At 50.0% G+C, this 18,455-nt stretch carries 16 protein-coding genes; 10 read left to right on the plus strand and 6 right to left on the minus strand.

Annotated features, from left to right (window positions below; all coding sequences use genetic code 11):
- Positions 1 to 6 precede the first annotated feature (6 nt).
- Genes tgt through C7T94_RS15595 form a run of 3 tightly spaced genes read left to right on the plus strand, consistent with a single transcriptional unit; the run spans position 7 to position 3,177 of the window.
- Positions 7 to 1,137 carry a tRNA guanosine(34) transglycosylase Tgt gene (gene tgt, locus C7T94_RS15585; protein WP_107216336.1) on the plus strand — a complete coding sequence of 377 codons (1,131 nt, stop codon included), beginning with the start codon at positions 7 to 9 and terminating at the stop codon, positions 1,135 to 1,137.
- A 1-nt stretch (position 1,138) separates the two neighbouring features.
- Positions 1,139 to 2,242, plus strand: a complete 1,104-nt coding sequence (locus C7T94_RS15590; protein WP_204353307.1) for an LptF/LptG family permease — start codon at positions 1,139 to 1,141, stop codon at positions 2,240 to 2,242.
- A gap of 17 nt (positions 2,243 to 2,259) precedes the next feature.
- Positions 2,260 to 3,177, plus strand: a complete 918-nt coding sequence (locus tag C7T94_RS15595) for a DMT family transporter (RefSeq protein ID WP_107216337.1) — start codon at positions 2,260 to 2,262, stop codon at positions 3,175 to 3,177.
- A gap of 77 nt (positions 3,178 to 3,254) precedes the next feature.
- Here C7T94_RS15595 and C7T94_RS19560 read toward each other — a convergent pair whose 3' ends face one another.
- Positions 3,255 to 3,683: a hypothetical protein gene (locus tag C7T94_RS19560; protein WP_204353308.1), complete on the minus strand. Its 429-nt coding sequence runs from the start codon at positions 3,681 to 3,683 to the stop codon at positions 3,255 to 3,257.
- 1,085 nt (positions 3,684 to 4,768) lie between these two features.
- On the opposite strand from C7T94_RS19560, the gene C7T94_RS15605 reads away from it, so the two are divergent.
- The 3 genes from C7T94_RS15605 to C7T94_RS15615 all read left to right on the plus strand — a co-directional run bounded on the left by C7T94_RS15605 (position 4,769) and on the right by C7T94_RS15615 (position 8,871).
- Complete coding sequence (locus C7T94_RS15605; protein WP_162618732.1) at positions 4,769 to 7,531, plus strand: TolB family protein; 2,763 nt, start codon at positions 4,769 to 4,771, stop codon at positions 7,529 to 7,531.
- A gap of 11 nt (positions 7,532 to 7,542) precedes the next feature.
- Positions 7,543 to 7,827: a lipopolysaccharide assembly protein LapA domain-containing protein gene (locus tag C7T94_RS15610; RefSeq protein WP_107216343.1), complete on the plus strand. Its 285-nt coding sequence runs from the start codon at positions 7,543 to 7,545 to the stop codon at positions 7,825 to 7,827.
- Positions 7,828 to 7,893: 66 nt separating this feature from the next.
- The gene (locus C7T94_RS15615; RefSeq protein ID WP_107216344.1) at positions 7,894 to 8,871 is read left to right on the plus strand and encodes a GlxA family transcriptional regulator; all 978 of its coding nucleotides are present in this window, start codon (positions 7,894 to 7,896) and stop codon (positions 8,869 to 8,871) included.
- A gap of 11 nt (positions 8,872 to 8,882) precedes the next feature.
- Here the strand turns inward: C7T94_RS15615 and C7T94_RS15620 are convergent, their stop codons facing one another.
- The 3 genes from C7T94_RS15620 to C7T94_RS15630 form a co-directional block, all read right to left on the minus strand.
- A complete protein-coding gene (locus C7T94_RS15620; RefSeq protein ID WP_107216346.1) occupies positions 8,883 to 9,482 on the minus strand; it encodes a riboflavin synthase in 600 nt (199 codons plus the stop codon).
- Between the two features lie 18 nt (positions 9,483 to 9,500).
- Entirely contained in the window at positions 9,501 to 10,991 is a 1,491-nt protein-coding gene (gene accC, locus C7T94_RS15625) for an acetyl-CoA carboxylase biotin carboxylase subunit (protein ID WP_107216776.1), read from the minus strand.
- 67 nt (positions 10,992 to 11,058) lie between these two features.
- Positions 11,059 to 12,129: a threonine aldolase family protein gene (locus C7T94_RS15630; RefSeq protein WP_239495040.1), complete on the minus strand. Its 1,071-nt coding sequence runs from the start codon at positions 12,127 to 12,129 to the stop codon at positions 11,059 to 11,061.
- A gap of 202 nt (positions 12,130 to 12,331) precedes the next feature.
- Between C7T94_RS15630 and C7T94_RS15635 the strand changes: the two genes are divergently transcribed.
- Positions 12,332 to 13,192, plus strand: a complete 861-nt coding sequence (locus tag C7T94_RS15635) for an N-acetylglucosamine kinase (RefSeq protein ID WP_107216348.1) — start codon at positions 12,332 to 12,334, stop codon at positions 13,190 to 13,192.
- Between the two features lie 117 nt (positions 13,193 to 13,309).
- On the opposite strand, the gene C7T94_RS15640 is transcribed toward C7T94_RS15635, so the two are convergent.
- Complete coding sequence (locus tag C7T94_RS15640; RefSeq protein ID WP_107216350.1) at positions 13,310 to 13,999, minus strand: NUDIX hydrolase; 690 nt, start codon at positions 13,997 to 13,999, stop codon at positions 13,310 to 13,312.
- A gap of 113 nt (positions 14,000 to 14,112) precedes the next feature.
- Here C7T94_RS15640 and pfkA point away from each other — a divergent pair, with 113 nt between their 5' ends.
- Genes pfkA through gap form a run of 3 tightly spaced genes read left to right on the plus strand, consistent with a single transcriptional unit; the run spans position 14,113 to position 16,962 of the window.
- Positions 14,113 to 15,102: a 6-phosphofructokinase gene (pfkA, locus tag C7T94_RS15645; RefSeq protein ID WP_107216352.1), complete on the plus strand. Its 990-nt coding sequence runs from the start codon at positions 14,113 to 14,115 to the stop codon at positions 15,100 to 15,102.
- A gap of 6 nt (positions 15,103 to 15,108) precedes the next feature.
- Positions 15,109 to 15,951 carry a hypothetical protein gene (locus tag C7T94_RS15650; RefSeq protein ID WP_107216354.1) on the plus strand — a complete coding sequence of 281 codons (843 nt, stop codon included), beginning with the start codon at positions 15,109 to 15,111 and terminating at the stop codon, positions 15,949 to 15,951.
- Positions 15,952 to 15,960: 9 nt separating this feature from the next.
- The gene (gene gap, locus C7T94_RS15655; RefSeq protein ID WP_107216356.1) at positions 15,961 to 16,962 is read left to right on the plus strand and encodes a type I glyceraldehyde-3-phosphate dehydrogenase; all 1,002 of its coding nucleotides are present in this window, start codon (positions 15,961 to 15,963) and stop codon (positions 16,960 to 16,962) included.
- Positions 16,963 to 17,750: 788 nt separating this feature from the next.
- On the opposite strand, the gene C7T94_RS15660 is transcribed toward gap, so the two are convergent.
- Positions 17,751 to 18,443 carry an HAD family hydrolase gene (locus tag C7T94_RS15660; RefSeq protein WP_107216358.1) on the minus strand — a complete coding sequence of 231 codons (693 nt, stop codon included), beginning with the start codon at positions 18,441 to 18,443 and terminating at the stop codon, positions 17,751 to 17,753.
- Positions 18,444 to 18,455: the final 12 nt, after the last annotated feature.

Consider the following 18,455-nt stretch of genomic DNA (forward strand, 5'->3'; position numbering starts at 1 on the left):
ACCTATATGAAATTTGATTTACAGGCGAAAGACCCGCTTTCAAAAGCCCGGGCTGGTGTGGTGACTACTGATCATGGAGCGATCCAGACACCGATCTTTATGCCTGTCGGCACCGCCGGCACAGTTAAAGCCGTGCACCAGCGCGAACTCAAAGAAGACATCTCGGCACAGATCATACTAGGCAATACCTATCACCTGTACCTGCGGCCAGGTATTGATACCCTGGAGCAAGCCGGAGGCCTGCACCAGTTTATAGGCTGGGACCGTCCCATCCTTACCGACAGCGGCGGCTACCAGGTTTATTCGCTCAGCAATGTGCGCAAGATCAAGGAAGAGGGCGTTACGTTTAATTCGCATATCGATGGCTCCCGCCACTTGTTTACCCCTGAATACGCTATGGATATTCAGCGCAGCATTGGGGCAGATATCATCATGGCTTTTGATGAGTGTACGCCCTACCCCTGCGATTATAAGTATGCGGCCAACTCACTTGAAATGACGCACCGCTGGTTAAGACGGTGCTGCACACATTTCGACAATACTGAACCTAAATATGGTTTTAACCAGACGCTTTTCCCGATCGTACAGGGATCTGTGTATAAAGATCTGAGGGTACGTTCTGCCGAGTTTATTGCAGGCATGGAACGCGAAGGAAATGCGATCGGCGGGCTTTCTGTCGGCGAGCCGGCTGAGGAAATGTACGCCATGACCGAGGTGGTCTGTGACATCCTGCCCGCCGACCGGCCACGGTACCTTATGGGCGTAGGCACGCCTGTTAACATCCTGGAAAACATTGCCCTTGGTGTAGACATGTTCGATTGCGTCATGCCGACGCGAAACGCCCGGAACGGCATGCTTTTTACCAGACATGGCATCATCAACATCCGCAACAAAAAGTGGGAAAATGATTTCTCTCCCATTGATGCAGACAGTGATCTCCTGGTTGACCGCATGCACAGCAAAGCGTACCTGAGGCATTTGATCCATTCTAAAGAAATGCTTGGCGCGCAAATTGCAACCCTGCACAATCTTCATTTTTACCTTTGGCTGGTTACAGAGGCCAGGCAGCAAATCGTTGCCGGTACTTTCTACGATTGGAAAAACAAAATGGTACAGATTTTAGGCAACAAGTTATAACGTGAACCTGCTCCGAGACAAGATTAAAATCATTGACCGGTACATTATCGGTAAGTACCTGGGTACGTTTTTGTTTACCCTGGGAATTTTTGTGCTTATCATCGTGATCTTTGACCTGTCTGAAAAGCTCGATGATTTTATGGAGAGCAAACTGGACTTCTGGGGCATCCTGACAAAATATTATGCCGGCTCGGTGCCCTTTTATGTTAATATGCTGTCTCCGCTTATCAATTTCATTGCGGTAATCTTTTTTACGGCGAAAATGGCCGATCAGACCGAAATCGTGCCGATCCTGAGCGGAGGCGTCAGTTTTAACCGTTTTCTGAAGCCTTATTTCTTTTCCGCCTTTCTGATCTTCGCTTTTAACCTGGCCTCGAACCTGTACATTCTGCCCTATACAAACAAGCTGAAAAACGATTTTGAGAATACATATGTGAAGCGCAACGACCCCTCGTCAAAATCAAACATCCACATGAAACTGGATGAGAAAACCTATATTTTCATTGATAATTTTGACAACAAAACGAATATGGGCTATCGCTTTTCGCTCGACAGGTTTAACGGCGATGTACTGGTGCGCAAGCTGGTTTCAGACCAGATCAAATGGGATTCTGTGAAACGGGTCTGGAAGCTGATTAACTATTCAGAAAGGACTATAAACGGCTTGAAAGAACAGATGATCTATGGCACCGGCAAGGAAAAAGACACGGTGCTTGACATGCGTCCGGACGATTTTTCCGCCTATGATAACGTAGTGCAGAACCTGAGCATGCATGAGCTTTCTGAAAAGATCAAAAAAGAAAAGACCCGGGGTTCGGGAATTATGAACGATTTGCTTTTTGAGCGGTACAAGCGGTATTTTCATCCCCTCTCGGCCTTCGTTCTTACGCTGATCGGAGTCGCACTGTCCAGTCGCAAAGTGCGTGGCGGCGTAGGTCTACCGCTCGGCATCGGCATCGTACTCAGCTTTCTCTACATTGTTTTGAACCAGTTTGCGCAGATGTTTTCATTGAAAGGTGGTTTCCCGCCACTCATTTCGGCCATTTTGCCTACCGCACTGTTTGGCATTCTTGGCCTGTTTCTGATCAAAAAAGCACCCAAATAACCTATTTTTGCTGGTAAATGACGAGCGTATCTACAGCTAACCGGCTAGCGGGCAGGAAAAACCTGCTTATTCTTCATGCCACGGTCTTTATCTGGGGCTTTACAGGCATTCTTGGCGCCGCCATATCCGTAAACGCAGTCTCGATGGTTTGGTACCGGGTGCTCATTGCCGGATTATCACTGTGGGCCTGGTTCCTGATCTCCCGGCGAAATTACAGGCTTGACGGCAAAACACTGCTCAAGCTGTTTGGCGTGGGCGGTATCGTCGCGCTGCATTGGATCATGTTCTTTCATTCGATTAAAATCTCAACGGTCTCAGTAGGTCTCGTCTGCCTGTCTTCGGTGACACTTTTTACTTCTTTTCTCGAGCCGCTGATCAAGAAACAACGTGTTCAAAGAGGCAATGTCGTCGTCGGCCTTATCATCATAGCAGGTATAATCCTGATCTTTAAGTTCGAAACTGGTTATGCCTGGGGCATTGCCGCCGGACTGCTGGCGGCCCTTTCTGCCAGCCTTTTTTCCATCCTTAATTCGAAGTTGGTTAGCCGACAGCAGCCCATTCTGATCAGTTTTTATGAGATGGCAGCAGCCTTTGTATGGATAACGCTTTACCGGCTTGCAGACGGCTCCCTGCTTCGCGAACCCTTCAATTTATCGCTTCACGACTGGGTGTTCCTGTTTATTCTGGGCACCGTTTGTACGGCTCTTGCCTATGTCATGGCGGTTGGTGTTATGCGCGAGTTTTCTGCATTTACTGTAGCCCTGGCCACAAACCTTGAACCCATTTACGGGGTACTCCTGGCCCTGCTTATATTCGGTTCAAAAGAACAGATGAGCGGTGGGTTTTATGCCGGCGCAACCCTCATTCTGGCGGCTGTTTTTCTGTACCCACTCTATCTTAAAAACAGGGCAAAAAAAGCAGCTTTCCGGACCTGAATCGGCAGGTCGCATCGAGCCCCCAAAGACCATAACACGCTATAAAAAAACACAGGTTTTTTAAGCAGTGAAAGGTGCTAAAAAAACGCCTGCCGCGGGCTATTTACGACCCCGCGAAAAACCCTAGTAAGATGGCCGCCGAGTTCAGGAAAAATGGCAGAAATGATCTGTCTACGACATCGAAAAACGAGCGCCTTTTCAGGATCTTCAAGGCCACATCTGCTCATTTGAGACAACCGTTTTAAAGCCATTTCCGCTCCTGAAAAACCGGTCATGTTACTGATCGTTTGCAGAGAAGACCGTTGCCAGATCATTAAGCCGACCCAAAAAAAAGCATAAAAATTGCCCGGAGCGCTCACGGAAAAAAGCCCGGAACCCGGCATATCCTGGTCCCTTATAATTCTCATTTCTGCAACGGGCGGTCTGCCTTCGCGCCCCGTTTTTGTATGAGAGCAGCAGCACGCGCGCTCTTCATCTAGCCCTTTTGAGCTCAGAATTTTTGTCATAAATCCCCTCACCTTTCCCCAAATCTGGCCGGCTGGCAGGCGAAAATCGGCCGTCAAAAAAAGGTCTATTCAGCAAACTTTCACTGCCTATTCTGCCAACCGAGTAGGCGCGATCATTCACCAGTTGCCGTAAAATTGGGTGCGTTGGGCCGGCGAAGGAATGGGCCCGGTTTTCCAAAAAGCGGGGGTTCTACAGGTTGCATTTAGCCCCGGTGCTGCCCGGAACTAACATGCAACAGGTGATCTAGACAAAAACAATTATTCACCGCATGGGGCGAAATGCGACATGGCTTACGTTCCTGAGACACGTTATTTATTTAGGATAACAGGCTTAGATCATAACTGCAAACTCGCCCGGAAGTCAAACCAAAATCGCCCATTGAAGGCCATGTGCGACCTCTGCCCGAACCCGGGATAACGTCCAGACTTTTCCTGGAACAGTGCCGGCGTCTTGGGACTCACGCAAATTGCATTGTAAATTGACAACAGTTGGACCAGGGACTACATGACAATATGTCATGAAAATCAGGCAACTTTCAATCCCCTATTTACGATAAGAAATGAGCTCGCGGCGTCTTTTAACCAGCCAGGCCACCAGGGGAATTTTGATAAAGCAGATCTTGGGCTGCTTGAGAAATGGCATGCCGGCCCCAGGGTGCTGACATGTTTTAAGTGCCAACATCCGATTAACCCGTGTCGCCAATTTCCATTTACAAACGATTACTTAAAGGTAGTAGGGGACTACGGACTGTTGCTCGGGTCAGCTGATTATGCGAAGTGAAGAATTTTTGACGCTTAAATCTTCGCGAAATAGTGTATTTTAATCGCGGTTTTAGAAGGTAAACTACCATGCGGCTGGGGGAGGAAAAAAAACGATGGAAGGCTTAATTTACAATCTAAAAATCAATTATTTCTGATAAAATATAATTGATTATAAAAATTTAATAATCAGTTATATAACTTATAAAAATGAAGTTTTATATCATATAAAAATGAGCTCCCAAAAATTCAAATACCAAAAATTTTAGCAATTATGATCTACGTAACTTATTTTAGCATTTAAAAATATGATTATCAGGCTAATCATGACATTCATATTAATAATTAGTTTTCAAGGGCTTCGGGCACAGATTTTCTCTACGGCGCAAAATCCACTTAGTGTAAAATGGCGAAAAATTGAGCACGGCGGCTTCCAGGTGATCTTCCCGGCTGAACTTGAGTCTGAGGCCAAACGCATGGCCGCTACGCTGCCGGTTATTTACCCTGCAGTTGCTGCGGGCCTGCACCTCAAGAAGACGCAGATTCCGATTGTGCTGCAGAACCGCGGCGTCATCGCCAACGGCTTTGTACAACTGGCGCCGCGCAAATCAGAGTTTTTTACAACGCCACCACAAGCTTTCGACAGCCAGGACTGGCTCAATAATCTGGCGGTTCACGAACTCCGGCATGTTGCACAATTTGACAAGTTGACAGGAACTAGGGCCCGGCCGTTTCCTGAGCTTGTCTACTTCGCCTGGTTCGGCGCAAGCATTCCGACCTGGTTCTTTGAAGGCGATGCGGTGGTTACCGAAACAGCACTTACCGAGTCGGGCCGCGGCCGGCAGCCGGCATGGATCATGCCCTGGCGAACCAATGTGCTTGAGGGCAGGCGATACAGTTACAGCAAAGCTTACTTCGGCTCGAACCGTGATGTAACACCGGGGTACTACCAGCTGGGTTATGTAATGATGGCCAGCCTTCGGAAAAAGTCGGGACGTTTCATTTCTGACAGCCTGCTTGCCGACATCCGCCGCCGACCTGTCAGACCCTACCCCTTTTCGACAAGCCTAAAAAAATTTTCCGGTCCTTCTACCCGCCGCGCTTTCCTGGCCAGCCAGGAAGAGGCCGCGCAAGCCTGGAAGGAACAGGCAAAGAAAACGCCCTCCGACACCTACCCGGCCCTTAACCGAACCCCGCGCGTTGCGACCGATTACATCATGCCGTTTCGCCTTGGCCGCGACAGCCTGATCGCACTTAAAAGCAGCAAGGCCGAGACACCGCATGTGGTGCTCATTGATGCGCAAAAAAAAGAACATAAGATTGTCGGGATAGGCCCGCAGGAACAGCCCTGGTTCAGCTATGCCCGGGGCGTCATGGTGTGGGATGAAATACGTGAAGATCCCCGGTACAAACAACGAAGCTACAGTGTGATCTGCCGTTACGATTTTGCCAGCAAAAGAACGCGAAAACTGACCAGCAAAACCCGGCTTTTTTCACCTTCACTGTCTGCCGATGGAAGCCGGATTGTAGCCGTTCGTGCAGACCTCAAAAACCACTTCGAACTGGTGGTGCTGAACGCCCGGAACGGGGCCGTTCTGCAGACGCTTCCTAACCCCGAAAACCTGATCCTTCAGACCCCCTCTTTTGACCGCTCGGGAAAGCGCATCTGTTACATTGGCGTAAGCGAGGCGGGCAAGTCAATTTACCTGACAGAAGATGGAAAAAGTAACCGGATCATCGGTCCGGAACGGCAACAATTGGCCCGCCCTGTCTTCATCGAAGAGAATATCGCATTTAACGCCCATTACAGCGGCGTTGACAACATTTACATGTTGGACATCAAAACGAAAAAGATAAGCGCTCTGACGGCTTCTAAATACGGCGCTTTTAACATCAGTGTTTCAGATAGCGGCCGGTTTGTCTTTAACGATTATGCAGCGCAGGGCATGCAGGTAACCGAAACGGCCCTTCGTGAACGCGCTCCCGGGCCTGACCTCTTTGCAAACCTCTCGGTAACAGCAGTCGCACAGGAAGCGACCGGCAACGTGTTCAGTCAGGCAACGCCTGCTGCCACCCTTCCTGTGTCCAGGTATAACTCTTTTTCTCACCTCATCAATTTTCACAGCATCGTTCCTACCGTCGACGATGCGAACACGGCGGGGCTTGAACTGCAATCTGATAACTTGCTGAACACGCTTAGCCTGTATGGCGGTGCCAAATACCATGGCGACCTCAGGCGCTTCGAATATACAGCCGACCTGCGCTACCGGGCCCTTTACCCCGTACTGAGCGTCTTGTACCGGAACCGGCCGCGCCGCAGTTTTTACAACAGCAGGGGCCAGATTATGCAAGGTGACTGGCGGGAGAATTACGTCAAGCTGCATGCCTCGCTGCCGCTGTCTGTCAACGCCGGCAACCACCATTACAGTTTTTCGCTGCAGGCGGGCACAAGCATTACAGACCGGTACGCATTTCAGAACTTACCGGCAACCTTCGCTGCAAGGCAAAATTTCCCGCTCGAGTATGCCTTTGGCTTTACGCACCAGCTGCGCAGGGCTGAACGCGATATCGCACCAGCGTTTGCACAGATCATCAGGCTGGGTTACGACCACCAGCCCTTTGATAGGGCTTTGCCGGGACATGTGTTTTCGCTCGAAACCTTTTTCTATTTTCCCGGCCTGCTGAAAAACCACTCCACGCTCGCCAGCTTCAGCTACCAGCAGGCCGAAGGGGCCAACCGCTTTGCAACAGCCATTCCAACCGTTTACGGGTACAACAACGTGCGGGCTCGCAGCACGCTGCAAAACACGCTGCTGCTGAACTACCGGTTCCCGCTCATTTTTCCTGACCGGGAGATCGGCCCGCTGGCCTATATCCGGAACATCCGCAGCGGACTTTTTGCACATTATGAGAACGTAGGCAGGGACAGCAACCTGGGCCAGCCAAAGACTTTCGGGCTCGAATTGATGAGCAGCATGAACCTTTTGCGGTACCAGCCTGTTATAGACCTCGGCGCGAGGCTGATTTTTGTGAATAAAATTTACAATCAAAATCCGATATTAGAATTCTCTTTCAACTATAGTTTTTAATCAGAAACAAGATGAGTGCAAAAACGATCTTTATCATCATATTCACCGTGCTGGTAACGGTATTCCTGATGGCCAACACAGATGCGGTAGACTTTAACTTCCTTTTTGTGCAGGATGTTCCGGTATCCAAGCTGCTGGTTATAGGCATTTGTGTCGTTATTGGTTTTATACTTGGCTACCTGGTTGGCAGGCCGCGAACCACGGTGAGCAGCTACGATAGCCGGATCGATACCGGAGCCCCTAAAGTGGAACAGCAAGATGGCCTTAGCGACGAAGACCGGGAATACATTCGCTAAGCCGAACCCAGACTCCAAACGTACAGAGGCAAACCACAAACTGGCAGGAAAATTTTAAAACGGACCATGGTGAACGTACTTTTACTCCTTACTGCGAAACACAGGCTCATCAGCACTGCGGTAATCCTCGATGTGCTGGACACGGTGAACGTGTTTCATGAGCAGGAAAACGGCAGCCCTTTCTTCGACATCAGCATTGCCGCCCTGCCCGGCGATCTGAGTGCAGCGAGCCTGTATAAGAAATACCGGCGCATTGCAGCCGATGAACGGCCGCGCACCAGCTTGTTACTGATCCCGGCTTTCGAATCGACAGACATTCATGAGGCGCTGCGCGAAAACAGGCACTTTGTGCCGTTTATCCGGGACTTTCAGCAGCAGGGCACAGAGATTGCCAGTTTTTGCACCGGCGCTTTCCTGCTGGCCGAAACAGGGCTGCTTAATGGCCGCCGTGCCACCACGCATGTGCAGATGTGCCGGCCATTTTCCGCTTTGTTTCCACGGGTTCAACTGGATCCCGGCGCTGTCATTACCGACCAGGAAGGTATCTACACCGGCGGCGGGGCTACCAGCACCTTTCACCTGCTCATCTATCTCATCGAGAAATATTGCGGCCGGCAAATGGCGGTCAAAGCCGCTAAATTTTTTGCCATTGATCTGGACCGGATCGGGCAGTCTTATTTCGGCGTGATCCAACCCGAACGGGCACACGGTGATGAGCTCGTCATGGCACTGCAGGACAAGATTGAAGAGACCTTCAGCAGGTCGCTCGTCACGATTGAAGACATGACCGGGAGCCTGCCTTCCTGCAAACGCAACCTGCTGCGCCGGTTTAAAAAAGCGCTGAACATGACACCCATAGAATACCTGCAGCGCACGCGCATAGAAGCCGCCCGGCAAATGCTTGAAAACCGCAATGAAGGGATAGCCGATGTGATGTTTCGCTGCGGCTACAGCGATCCGAAAACTTTCAGGAAGTTATTTAAACGCAACACGGGCCTGACCCCAAAGGCCTACCGGGACAAGTATAACCGGGCATCTGCCTGAGGCGGTTATGATCAACCTGCCTGCTGACCCTTGTTCATCAGCCTGGCTACGTACTTGCCGATAATATCAAACTCAAGGTTCACAACATCACCGGCCTGCAGCGTACCCATGCTTGTATGCTCGAATGTATAAGGGATAATGAAAACCGAGAAGGCGCCCGGCTGCGAATTTACGACAGTCAGGCTGATGCCGTTTACACAAACAGAGCCCTTTTCTACCGTAACATTGCCGCTACTGTCGTCATACCGGAACCGGAATTCCCAGCTGCCGTCCAGGTCTTTGACATATTCGCAGGTTCCCGTCTGGTCCACGTGCCCCTGAACAATATGCCCGTCCAGACGCGCATTCAGCTGCATGCAGCGTTCCAGGTTAACCGTACCACCCGCTGCCAGTTTACCCAGGGCAGACTTGGTAAGCGTTTCCTCAATAGCCGTAACGGTGTGCGTTTGACCATCGACAGCGACCACTGTGAGGCATACCCCGTTGTGGGCTACGCTCTGGTCAATCTTAAGTTCGTGGCTGATCGCAGATTCGATTGTAAAATGGAGATTGGTTCCTTCGCGGCGGATCGATCTGACCACACCCAGCGCTTCTATAATTCCTGTAAACACGTTTTCTTGTAATTAATTTTATCTCAGCCGCCTTCGGTTTCGTTCCCAGTTGCCGGTAACAGTCCCCGCATTCAGCGCAGCAGCAGGTTTCTGACGTTGCAGCAACGATACTGCGGCCAGCGCGGCAATCAGTGCCTCCTCTTCCTGTTGCGTCTGCAGCAGCTCGGGCCTGAAGTACTTTTCAACAAAATGTGTATCAAAATGACCGGAACGGAACGCTTCGTGCTGCATGACAAAGTTACCAAAGGCCAGCGTGGTTTGTATCCCGGTAATGTCATACTCGGCAATGGCCCGCTGCATCCGGTTAATGGCCTCTTCGCGGCTGCGCCCGTATGTGATCAGCTTGGCGATCATGGGATCGTAATAGATCGGGATTTCCATGCCTTGTTCAAAACCGTCATCGACACGCACGCCATTCCCCCCTGGCCTACGGTAAGTTTGAAGGGTACCGATATCCGGCAAAAAGTTATTGGCCGGATCTTCGGCATAGACGCGCAGTTCAATGGCATGACCCTGGATGCGCAGGTCTTCCTGGCTGAAACTCACCATACCGCCCCCGGCAATGCGGATCTGTTCCTTAACCAGGTCAATCCCGGTAATCAGTTCGGTAACCGGATGCTCCACCTGCAGGCGGGTATTCATTTCCAGGAAAAAGAAATCCAGGTTCTCGTCAAGAATGAACTCAACGGTCCCGGCACCGGTATAATTGACGGCACGGGCCACATCGACTGCGCACCGGCCCATCTGTTCGCGCAGTTCAGGAGTCAGCACCGATGAGGGGGCTTCTTCCACAACTTTCTGGTGGCGCCGCTGCACGGAACATTCCCTTTCAAACAGGTGAACAATGGTTCCGTGGCTGTCGCCAAGCACCTGGATTTCGATGTGCCGGGGCGAGGAAACATACCGCTCAATAAACACCGATCCATCGCCGAATGCCGTAGTCGCTTCGCTGACCGCCAGCTGCATCTGTTCCTCGAAACTTTCAACTTCGCGAACAATCCGCATGCCTTTGCCTCCGCCACCCGCAGCCGCCTTGATGAGGATCGGAAAACCGACCTCCGCAGCCCTGCTTTTGGCCTGGGCAACATCAGTTACGGCCTCTTCTGTTCCCGGCACCATCGGGATGTTATATTTCAGGGCTGCCGCTTTTGCTGCGAGTTTGTTTCCCATGATTTCCATGGCCTCTGGCGAAGGGCCGATCAGGATCAGGCCGGCCTCACGCACAGCCCGGGCAAATGCCGGATTCTCTGACAAAAATCCGTACCCCGGATGAATGGCCTGAGCACCTGTTCGCACACAGGCATCGATCACCTTGCCGATATGCAGGTAGGACTCGGCAGATGGCGGCGGACCGATACACACAGCCTCGTCGGCATAACGTACATGTAGTGCGTCTCGGTCGGCTTCTGAAAATACCGCCACTGTTGCAATGCCCATTTCCCTGGCCGACCGCATGATGCGGATCGCAATTTCACCGCGGTTTGCAACGAGTATTTTTTCGATTTTCATCAGTTCGTATTTAGGTTGGTCTGGTATCAGTTGTACGCTGCCTGCAGGCAAACAAAATTCATGGGTACTAGGCCGGATTTAAATGTAAGATTATTTCCCGCGCCTGGTCAACCTGCTGCTGGTTCACGTCCAGGTGCGTAACCATACGCACTGTATGCGGCCCCGTCGCGTTACAAAGCAGGCCTTTATCGGCGAACTGTTTAACAAGCGTTTTGACCTGGATACGCGGGTCAACTTCGAAAACAACGATATTGGTCTCTGCCGGCAAAATGGAGCGTACCCAGGCCGCACCTGCAAGGGCCTCTGCAAGGGCATGTGCATGCGCATGGTCTTCTTTCAGGCGTCCCACATGGTGGTCAAGTGCATAAATGCCCGCGGCCGCCAGGAAGCCTGCCTGGCGCATGCCGCCACCCATGGCCTTGCGGATCTTTCGCGCACGCCCGATCATCTCTTTCGAGCCCAGCAGCACCGAACCCACGGGCGCGCCAAGCCCCTTTGAAAGGCAGATCGATATACCATCGAAATAACGGCCGTAGTGCAGGGCTTTATCGCCGGTAGCCGCCAAGGCATTAAAAATACGGGCGCCGTCCAGGTGCAGCTTCAGTCCTTTGATGCTACACAGGTTGTGTATGGGTTCGATCTGGTTCAGGTGATAACAGGCCCCGCCCCCCTTATTGACCGTATTTTCAAGTACAACAAGTGTGGTGTCGGGATAATGTATGTTGTCTTCATTGATCTCTGGCTCGATCAGCTCAGGACTGAGAATACCGCGGTCGCCATGCAGCAGCCTTACAGATGCGGCCGAATTCCAGGCAATCCCACCGACCTCATAGCGGTAAACGTGCGCGGTCTGGTCGCAGATCACCTCATCCATCGGTTTGGTAAAACACTTGATGGCAATTTGGTTGGTCATTGTACCTGAAGGGCAAAAGAGGCCGGCCTCCATACCGAAAATGGCGGCAGCTTTCTCTTCGAGAGCACGTACCGTTTCGTCTTCGCCAAATACGTCATCGCCGACCCTGGCGCTAAACATCGCATCGAGCATCCCAGCTGTAGGCCTGGTTACCGTATCGCTTCGCATATCAATTATTTCTCGCATGTATGTTGTATTGATGAGGCTGCCGGCTTGAGCAGACATACAAATATTGGTTTTTTCCGCCTGAATTTTCCAATAGTGTATTTTTTACACAATGAAATTCTGCCGCATGCATCAGGGTTAATATACAGTATGCCAATTGTTTAGTCTTATATACCGGAAACGCTTTTTCATTTTTTTTAAAAGAACAGGTATTTAGTTTGAGTTTTTTTACTTTTATTGCGCCGTAAAAATCAAAACAAAGATGATAGTAATTGCCGACGGAGGATCTACTAAAACCAATTGGTGCCTGATCAATGAAGCAGGAAGAAAGATTTATTTCAACACAGAAGGTTACAATCCGTACTTTTCAAAAACCGAATATATAACCAAGTCGCTCAACGAGTCCCTGCCCGACCACCTGGAACGGGAAAAACTGACAGAAGTTTATTATTATGGTGCGGGCTGTTCGACGCCTGCCAATCAAAAGATCGTTTCAGACGCCATGGAGAACGTCTTTATCAATGCCAAGGTTTACGTAGGTCACGACCTGCTGGCTTCATGCAGGGCATTGCTCGGTAATGAAGCAGGCTTTGCAGCCATTCTCGGCACCGGGACCAACAGCTGCCTTTATGACGGCAAGGACATCACGCTGAACATTGACTCCCTGGGTTATTTCCTCGGCGATGAAGGCAGCGGATCGTTCATTGGCAAGCGCATTCTGGCAGACTACATGAAAGGCTACATGCCAAAGGGCCTGCGCGAGGCTTTTTACGACAACTATGCCCTAACAAACGAAGACATATTTGAGCAGATCTACAACAAGCCCCTGCCTAACCGTTTTTGCGCAAGTTTCAGCAAATTCCTGTATGATTTCAAAGACAGCTTCGAAGATTACACATTTGCCACGATCGATTATGCATTTACCGCATTTTTTGAAAACCTGGTGGTGCACTATCCAAATTACAAAGACCATAAGCTGAATTGCGTGGGTTCTGTAGGTTATAGCTTCCGTGACATTTTAAGCATCGTGGCAGACCGCTACGAAATGGGTGTTGGAAAGATTATCCGTTCGCCGATTGATGACCTGGTGCAGTACCACCTGACCACAGCAAAAGCAGACTAACATCATAGAAGCCGGGCCATGAGCCCGGTTTTTTTTGGCCTGCTTGCTCTTCCGCAGTTTGAAATAAGCAACTGGTGCAGCCCAGACTGCAGCGGCGAAAAATCTGTCTTGCTTTCCTTAAAATGAAATTTCCTTACCGAACAATTTGGCGTATTTGCGGCGGTCAAACTTATACAAGGTCGCTGCGCGGTATGAAACACCTTTCTGCTTTTCATTCAGTTCGCGCAGCACACCAAAGCTCAGCATCTTTTTTCTGAAATTGCGCTTGTCCAGCTTTTTCCCCAGAATGAGTTCATAAACATGCTGCAGCTGGGTGAGTGTAAATTTCTCAGGGAGCAGTTCAAAAGCAATGGGCTGATGCTTGATCCGCCTTTTGATCTTTTCAAGACCTTTGTCGAAAATCTTCTTATGATCGAAGGCCAGTTTCGGGAGATCATTGACAGACCACCAGACCGCACGCTTGGCATACGTGGTAATGGGATGCAGGTCCTTTTCTCCCCCAAGCCTGATCAGCGCATAATAAGCAAGGGTAACCACCCGCCCCTGCGGGTGCCGGCCGGGATCGCCGAAGGCGTAATACTGCTCCATATAAATATCACGAAGGCCGGTCAGGCTTGTCAGAATCGAAGATGCAGACTGGTCAAGGCTCTGGTCTTCGCTGACCAGGTTGCCCGGCAGCGCCCACCAGTCTTTGAACGGCTCTTCGTTACGCTCGATAAGCAAGATCTTCAACTCGCCTCCGTCGAAGCCGAAAATGACGCAGTCAATCGAAAAAACCGAATTGAACTGGGCTAAACCTTCCTTCAAAATATTTTCTTTAATTTGGTGGACAAAATAAACGCACTTGTTGCAAGATTACGGAAAAAATTACAAAAAAAATTACTTAGTGTAAAAAATACACACTATATTCGTGCTTTCAAATGAAGCCAAATATCAAAAACATAGCTGTACTAACTTCCGGAGGTGACGCACCGGGAATGAATGCAGGAATAAGAGCAGTGATCCGGACGGGTATTTTTCATGGAAGAAACATGTTTGGCGTGCAGCAGGGATACCGCGGACTGATCGAAAACAACATTATTCCCATGAATGCACGCTCAGTGAGCAACATTCTGCACATGGGAGGCACCATTTTGAAAACGGCCCGTTGCCTGGAGTTCAAAACAGACGAGGGTATGGAAACGGCTTACCGCAACCTGCAAGCCAACGACATTGATGCATTGGTGGTTATAGGCGGCGACGGTACGTTTACAGGGGCTAAAAGGTTCTCTGAGAAATTTGAAGACATCAAGGTGATCGGGATTCCCGGCACAATCGATAATGACCTGTACGGCTCTGACTTTACCCTTGGTTACGACACCGCGATCAACACGGTGATCGAGGCCATTGACAAGATCAGGGATACGGCAGACTCGCACGACCGGCTGTTCTTTATAGAGGTAATGGGCCGGGATTCAGGCTGCATTGCACTGAGAAGCGGCATTGCCAGCGGTGCAGAAGCTATTCTTCTGCCCGAAAAATTTACAAGTGTAGAAGACCTCATTGCCAAACTGGAAAGCGGGGCATCTACGAAAAAATCTTCGAGCATCGTTATCGTTGCCGAAGGACATAAGCACGGAGGTGCCTATGACATTGCCAAACAGGTTGAAGAGCGTTTCGACTACTACGACACGAAAGTGACCATTTTGGGTCACCTGCAGCGTGGCGGCAGTCCGAGCAGCTTTGACCGCATTCTGGGCAGCAGGCTCGGGTATGCGGCGGTTAACGCCCTGATCAACGGCGAAACGCGTAAAATGGTGGGTTTAAGAGGAAATGAAATCAAGCTGACAAGCCTTGAAGACGCCCTGAACACCCATACCTTCAAGCTGGAAGACGACTTATTGGAAATGGCCCAGGTCTTATCGATCTAAGCACGGATGACAGCGATCGTATACAGCGGTTCGAGATTTGCCTACTGGAAAATAACCGACGGCAAGAAACTGATTGCTGAATGCAGGACACCCGGGATCAACCCCTGCTTTGCCGATAAAAAGGCAACCCTGCAGGTCCTGAACAAGGAATCGGTTCTGGTCAATTATGCAGAAGACATCCGTAAGATCTACTTCTTTGCAGCGGGTGCCTCATCGGCAGACCGGCAGCGGGAATTATCAGCCAACCTGAAAACATTCTTCAGAGGCAGCCGGATCTTTGTAGAAAGTGACATTCACGGTGCAGCCATTGCAGCCTGCGGCGAAGAGCCCGGCATCATCTGCACCCTGGGCAGCGGTTCGAACTGCGCCTATTTCGACGGAAAAAAAACCCGGAAGAATAACTTCGGCCTGGGGTTCGTACTCGGCGATGAAGGGTCTTCGAACAACCTGGGCATCATGCTGGTGCGTGACCTGATTGGCGGAAAACTGCCGAAAGACCTGCAGTCCAGGATGGACCACGAGTTCAAACTGGACCGGACGCTGATCCTTGAAAAGGTATACCGCAAGCCGAACCCGCAGGTCTTCCTGAGTTCATTTCTCGACTTCTATATCAGGAACCGTGAACATGAATACATCAGGCAAAACCTGGCAAAGTCGTTCAGCAGGTATTTTGAAACTTACCTGGCGCCGATGGCGGCCAAATACGCGCAAACCGACATCCATTTTGTCGGGATCGTGGCAGGGAATTTTGGCGCCGAGTTGCAGAATGTGGCAGATGGATTTGGAATCAGGATTAAAAGCATTACCAAAGAACCGATATATAATTTATTAAAATTTTATACAAACTAGACACAAACCATGAGCAAAAAAATTGGAATTAACGGCTTCGGTCGTATTGGTCGGCTTGTTTTCAGGGCCGCACTCAAAAGAGGACTGGATGTTGTTGCAATAAATGACCTTATTGAGCCGGATTATATGGCATATATGCTGAAATATGATTCTACTCATGGAAAATTTGATGGTACGATCGAAGTTGTGAACGGAAACCTGGTTGTAAACGGAAAAACCATCCGGGTTACGGCAGAAAAAGATCCTGCTAACCTGAAATGGAATGAAGTTGGCGTGGAAGTTGTTATAGAGTCGACAGGTTTATTCCTGACTCAGGCGGATGCTGATAAACATATTGCTGCAGGTGCGAAAAAAGTAGTTTTCTCTGCACCGGCAAAAGACGAGTCGATCCCTACATATGTAATGGGTGTAAATCATGACAAGCTGACCGCAGATCAGACTGCAGTTTCAAATGCTTCATGTACCACCAACTGCCTTGCTCCTATTGCGAAGGTATTGCATGAAAAATGGGGTATTGTTGAAGGCCTGATGAGTACTGTTCACGCTGTTACTGCAACGCAGAAAACGGTAGATGGACCATCGGCAAAAGACTGGAGAGGTGGCCGTGGTGGTTTCTCAAACATCATCCCGTCGGCAACAGGTGCTGCAAAAGCAGTAACAAAGGTAATTCCTGAACTGAAAGGTAAACTGACAGGAATGGCGTTCCGGGTACCGGTAGCAGACGTTTCAGTAGTAGACCTGACTGTTCGCCTGGAAAAACCGGCCACATACGAAGAAATTAAACAAGCCATGAAAGAAGCCTCTGAAGGCGAACTGAAAGGCGTATTAGGATATACAGAAGATGAAGTGGTTTCATCTGACTTTATCGGAGACGATCATGCATCGATTTTTGATGCAAAAGCAGGCATCGCCCTGAACGACAACTTCGTTAAAGTGGTTTCGTGGTATGACAATGAGTGGGGATATTCATCAGCCCTGGCAAAATTTGTCGAGTACTACGCAAACCTGTAAAGGAAAGCCTGGCTCATAACAGGTTTATATTTGGTTAGATTGGGATAATGCCTGGATAGGGTTATCCCTTCTTTTTTTATAGGCATTCTGCTGTGTTTTTATATTTAGTATAAGTGTCGAGACGGCCGGCCGGCCTGGCGCGGATAATGCGCAGGACCAGTTAGGTGCCCACACAACCAAGCCGTCACGGAAAGCAGGAGATTCCTTACCGCTTGGTTCCGGGGCACAGCAGTCAAAAAGCGGTTTCGGAATGACGAGGGGTGAGACGCCCTGGTCTTTAATCCTGATTCATGGTTCTTGATTCCGCTTAGGCGCCCCTGTCTTTGATCTTTTGCTCTTTAATCCTTTTTTTAATCCTGATTCATGCTTCGACAGGCTCAGCATGACAGTCTGGGAGGTCGTGTTTGCTGGCTCACTAATAGTTCGGGCAGGGTTCTACGCCATGCAGGGTAAGCGCGGTGGTCATTGCTCTTTGTTCTTTCATCCTTGATCACCCAGATTTCCGCTCCCCAGTCCTGATTCATGATTCTTGATTCCCCTGCGCGCCACCCAAACCGTCATCCCTAACGTGACGCAGCGCGGAGGGATCCCCCTGTACGGACGGCTCGAGCTTGTTATGTTGTGATACAAAACCTACATTACGGTAAAAGGGAGATTCCTCACCGCAGGCTGTCAAGTCATAGCAATCAGGAAGCGGTTTCGGAATGACGAGGGGTTGGAAGCCCCTGTCCTGATTCCTGATTCAGCTGTAACAATCCTTGCTCGTTCCCTCACCTCTCCCCACTCAGCTAAGACACCACCTTCAACACATCTCGCAGGTTCGCCACCACCGCCATGCGGTCGTCATCAATATCATGATCAATCATTTCATGCGCCCAGGTAATGTGATAAGGCACATGAATGGCGTATCCGCCGATCTTCAGCACAGGCAGTACATCAGACTTGAGCGAATTACCGATCATAAGGAGTTCTGAGGCGTTAATATCCAAATGCTTGATCAGCTTGGTGTAATTACCTTCGTCTTTTTCAGACATGATCTCAATGTGGTGAAAATAAGGCATCAGGCCAGACTTGCGCAGCTTGCGCTCCTGGTCAAGCAGGTCGCCTTTGGTGGCAAGCACCAGGCGGTATCGGGGACGTAATGCCGAGAGCACTTCTTCCACGCCGTCAAGCAGTTCGACAGGCTGATCAATTTGTCTCTTGCCCAGTTCCAGAATCTTACGCAGCAGGGTGCCGGGGAGGTTCTCGCCGCTGGCAACCAGTGCTGCCTCGGTCAGGGAGAGAATGAAACCTTTGGTTCCATATCCGTACAGCGGAAGGTTTTGCAGGATTGTTTCGTGCAGGCTGCGGCTTAACTCGGCCTGGCTGGCATAAGGTGCCATCAGGTCGTAATAGGTTTGTTCAACTTCTTGAAAATAGCCCTCGTTTGCCCATAGGGTATCGTCGGCATCGAAGGCAATAACTTTAATATTTGCGTGCATATTTCCGGGATT

The sequence above is a fragment of the Pedobacter yulinensis genome (genome assembly GCF_003029735.1).
Classification (GTDB): Bacteria; Bacteroidota; Bacteroidia; order Sphingobacteriales; family Sphingobacteriaceae; genus Pedobacter; species Pedobacter yulinensis.

Coding starts and splice junctions, on each gene's coding strand:
- C7T94_RS15610 (WP_107216343.1), top strand. CDS start 7,543: ATGAGTGCAAAAACGATCTTTATCATCATATTCACCGTGCTGGTAACG.
- C7T94_RS15650 (WP_107216354.1), top strand. CDS start 15,109: ATGACAGCGATCGTATACAGCGGTTCGAGATTTGCCTACTGGAAAATA.
- C7T94_RS15595 (WP_107216337.1), top strand. CDS start 2,260: ATGACGAGCGTATCTACAGCTAACCGGCTAGCGGGCAGGAAAAACCTG.
- C7T94_RS15630 (WP_239495040.1), bottom strand. CDS start 12,129: ATGTCTGCTCAAGCCGGCAGCCTCATCAATACAACATACATGCGAGAA.
- C7T94_RS19560 (WP_204353308.1), bottom strand. CDS start 3,683: ATGACAAAAATTCTGAGCTCAAAAGGGCTAGATGAAGAGCGCGCGTGC.
- C7T94_RS15635 (WP_107216348.1), top strand. CDS start 12,332: ATGATAGTAATTGCCGACGGAGGATCTACTAAAACCAATTGGTGCCTG.
- pfkA (WP_107216352.1), top strand. CDS start 14,113: ATGAAGCCAAATATCAAAAACATAGCTGTACTAACTTCCGGAGGTGAC.
- gap (WP_107216356.1), top strand. CDS start 15,961: ATGAGCAAAAAAATTGGAATTAACGGCTTCGGTCGTATTGGTCGGCTT.
- C7T94_RS15615 (WP_107216344.1), top strand. CDS start 7,894: ATGGTGAACGTACTTTTACTCCTTACTGCGAAACACAGGCTCATCAGC.
- tgt (WP_107216336.1), top strand. CDS start 7: ATGAAATTTGATTTACAGGCGAAAGACCCGCTTTCAAAAGCCCGGGCT.
- accC (WP_107216776.1), bottom strand. CDS start 10,991: ATGAAAATCGAAAAAATACTCGTTGCAAACCGCGGTGAAATTGCGATC.
- C7T94_RS15660 (WP_107216358.1), bottom strand. CDS start 18,443: ATGCACGCAAATATTAAAGTTATTGCCTTCGATGCCGACGATACCCTA.
- C7T94_RS15605 (WP_162618732.1), top strand. CDS start 4,769: ATGACATTCATATTAATAATTAGTTTTCAAGGGCTTCGGGCACAGATT.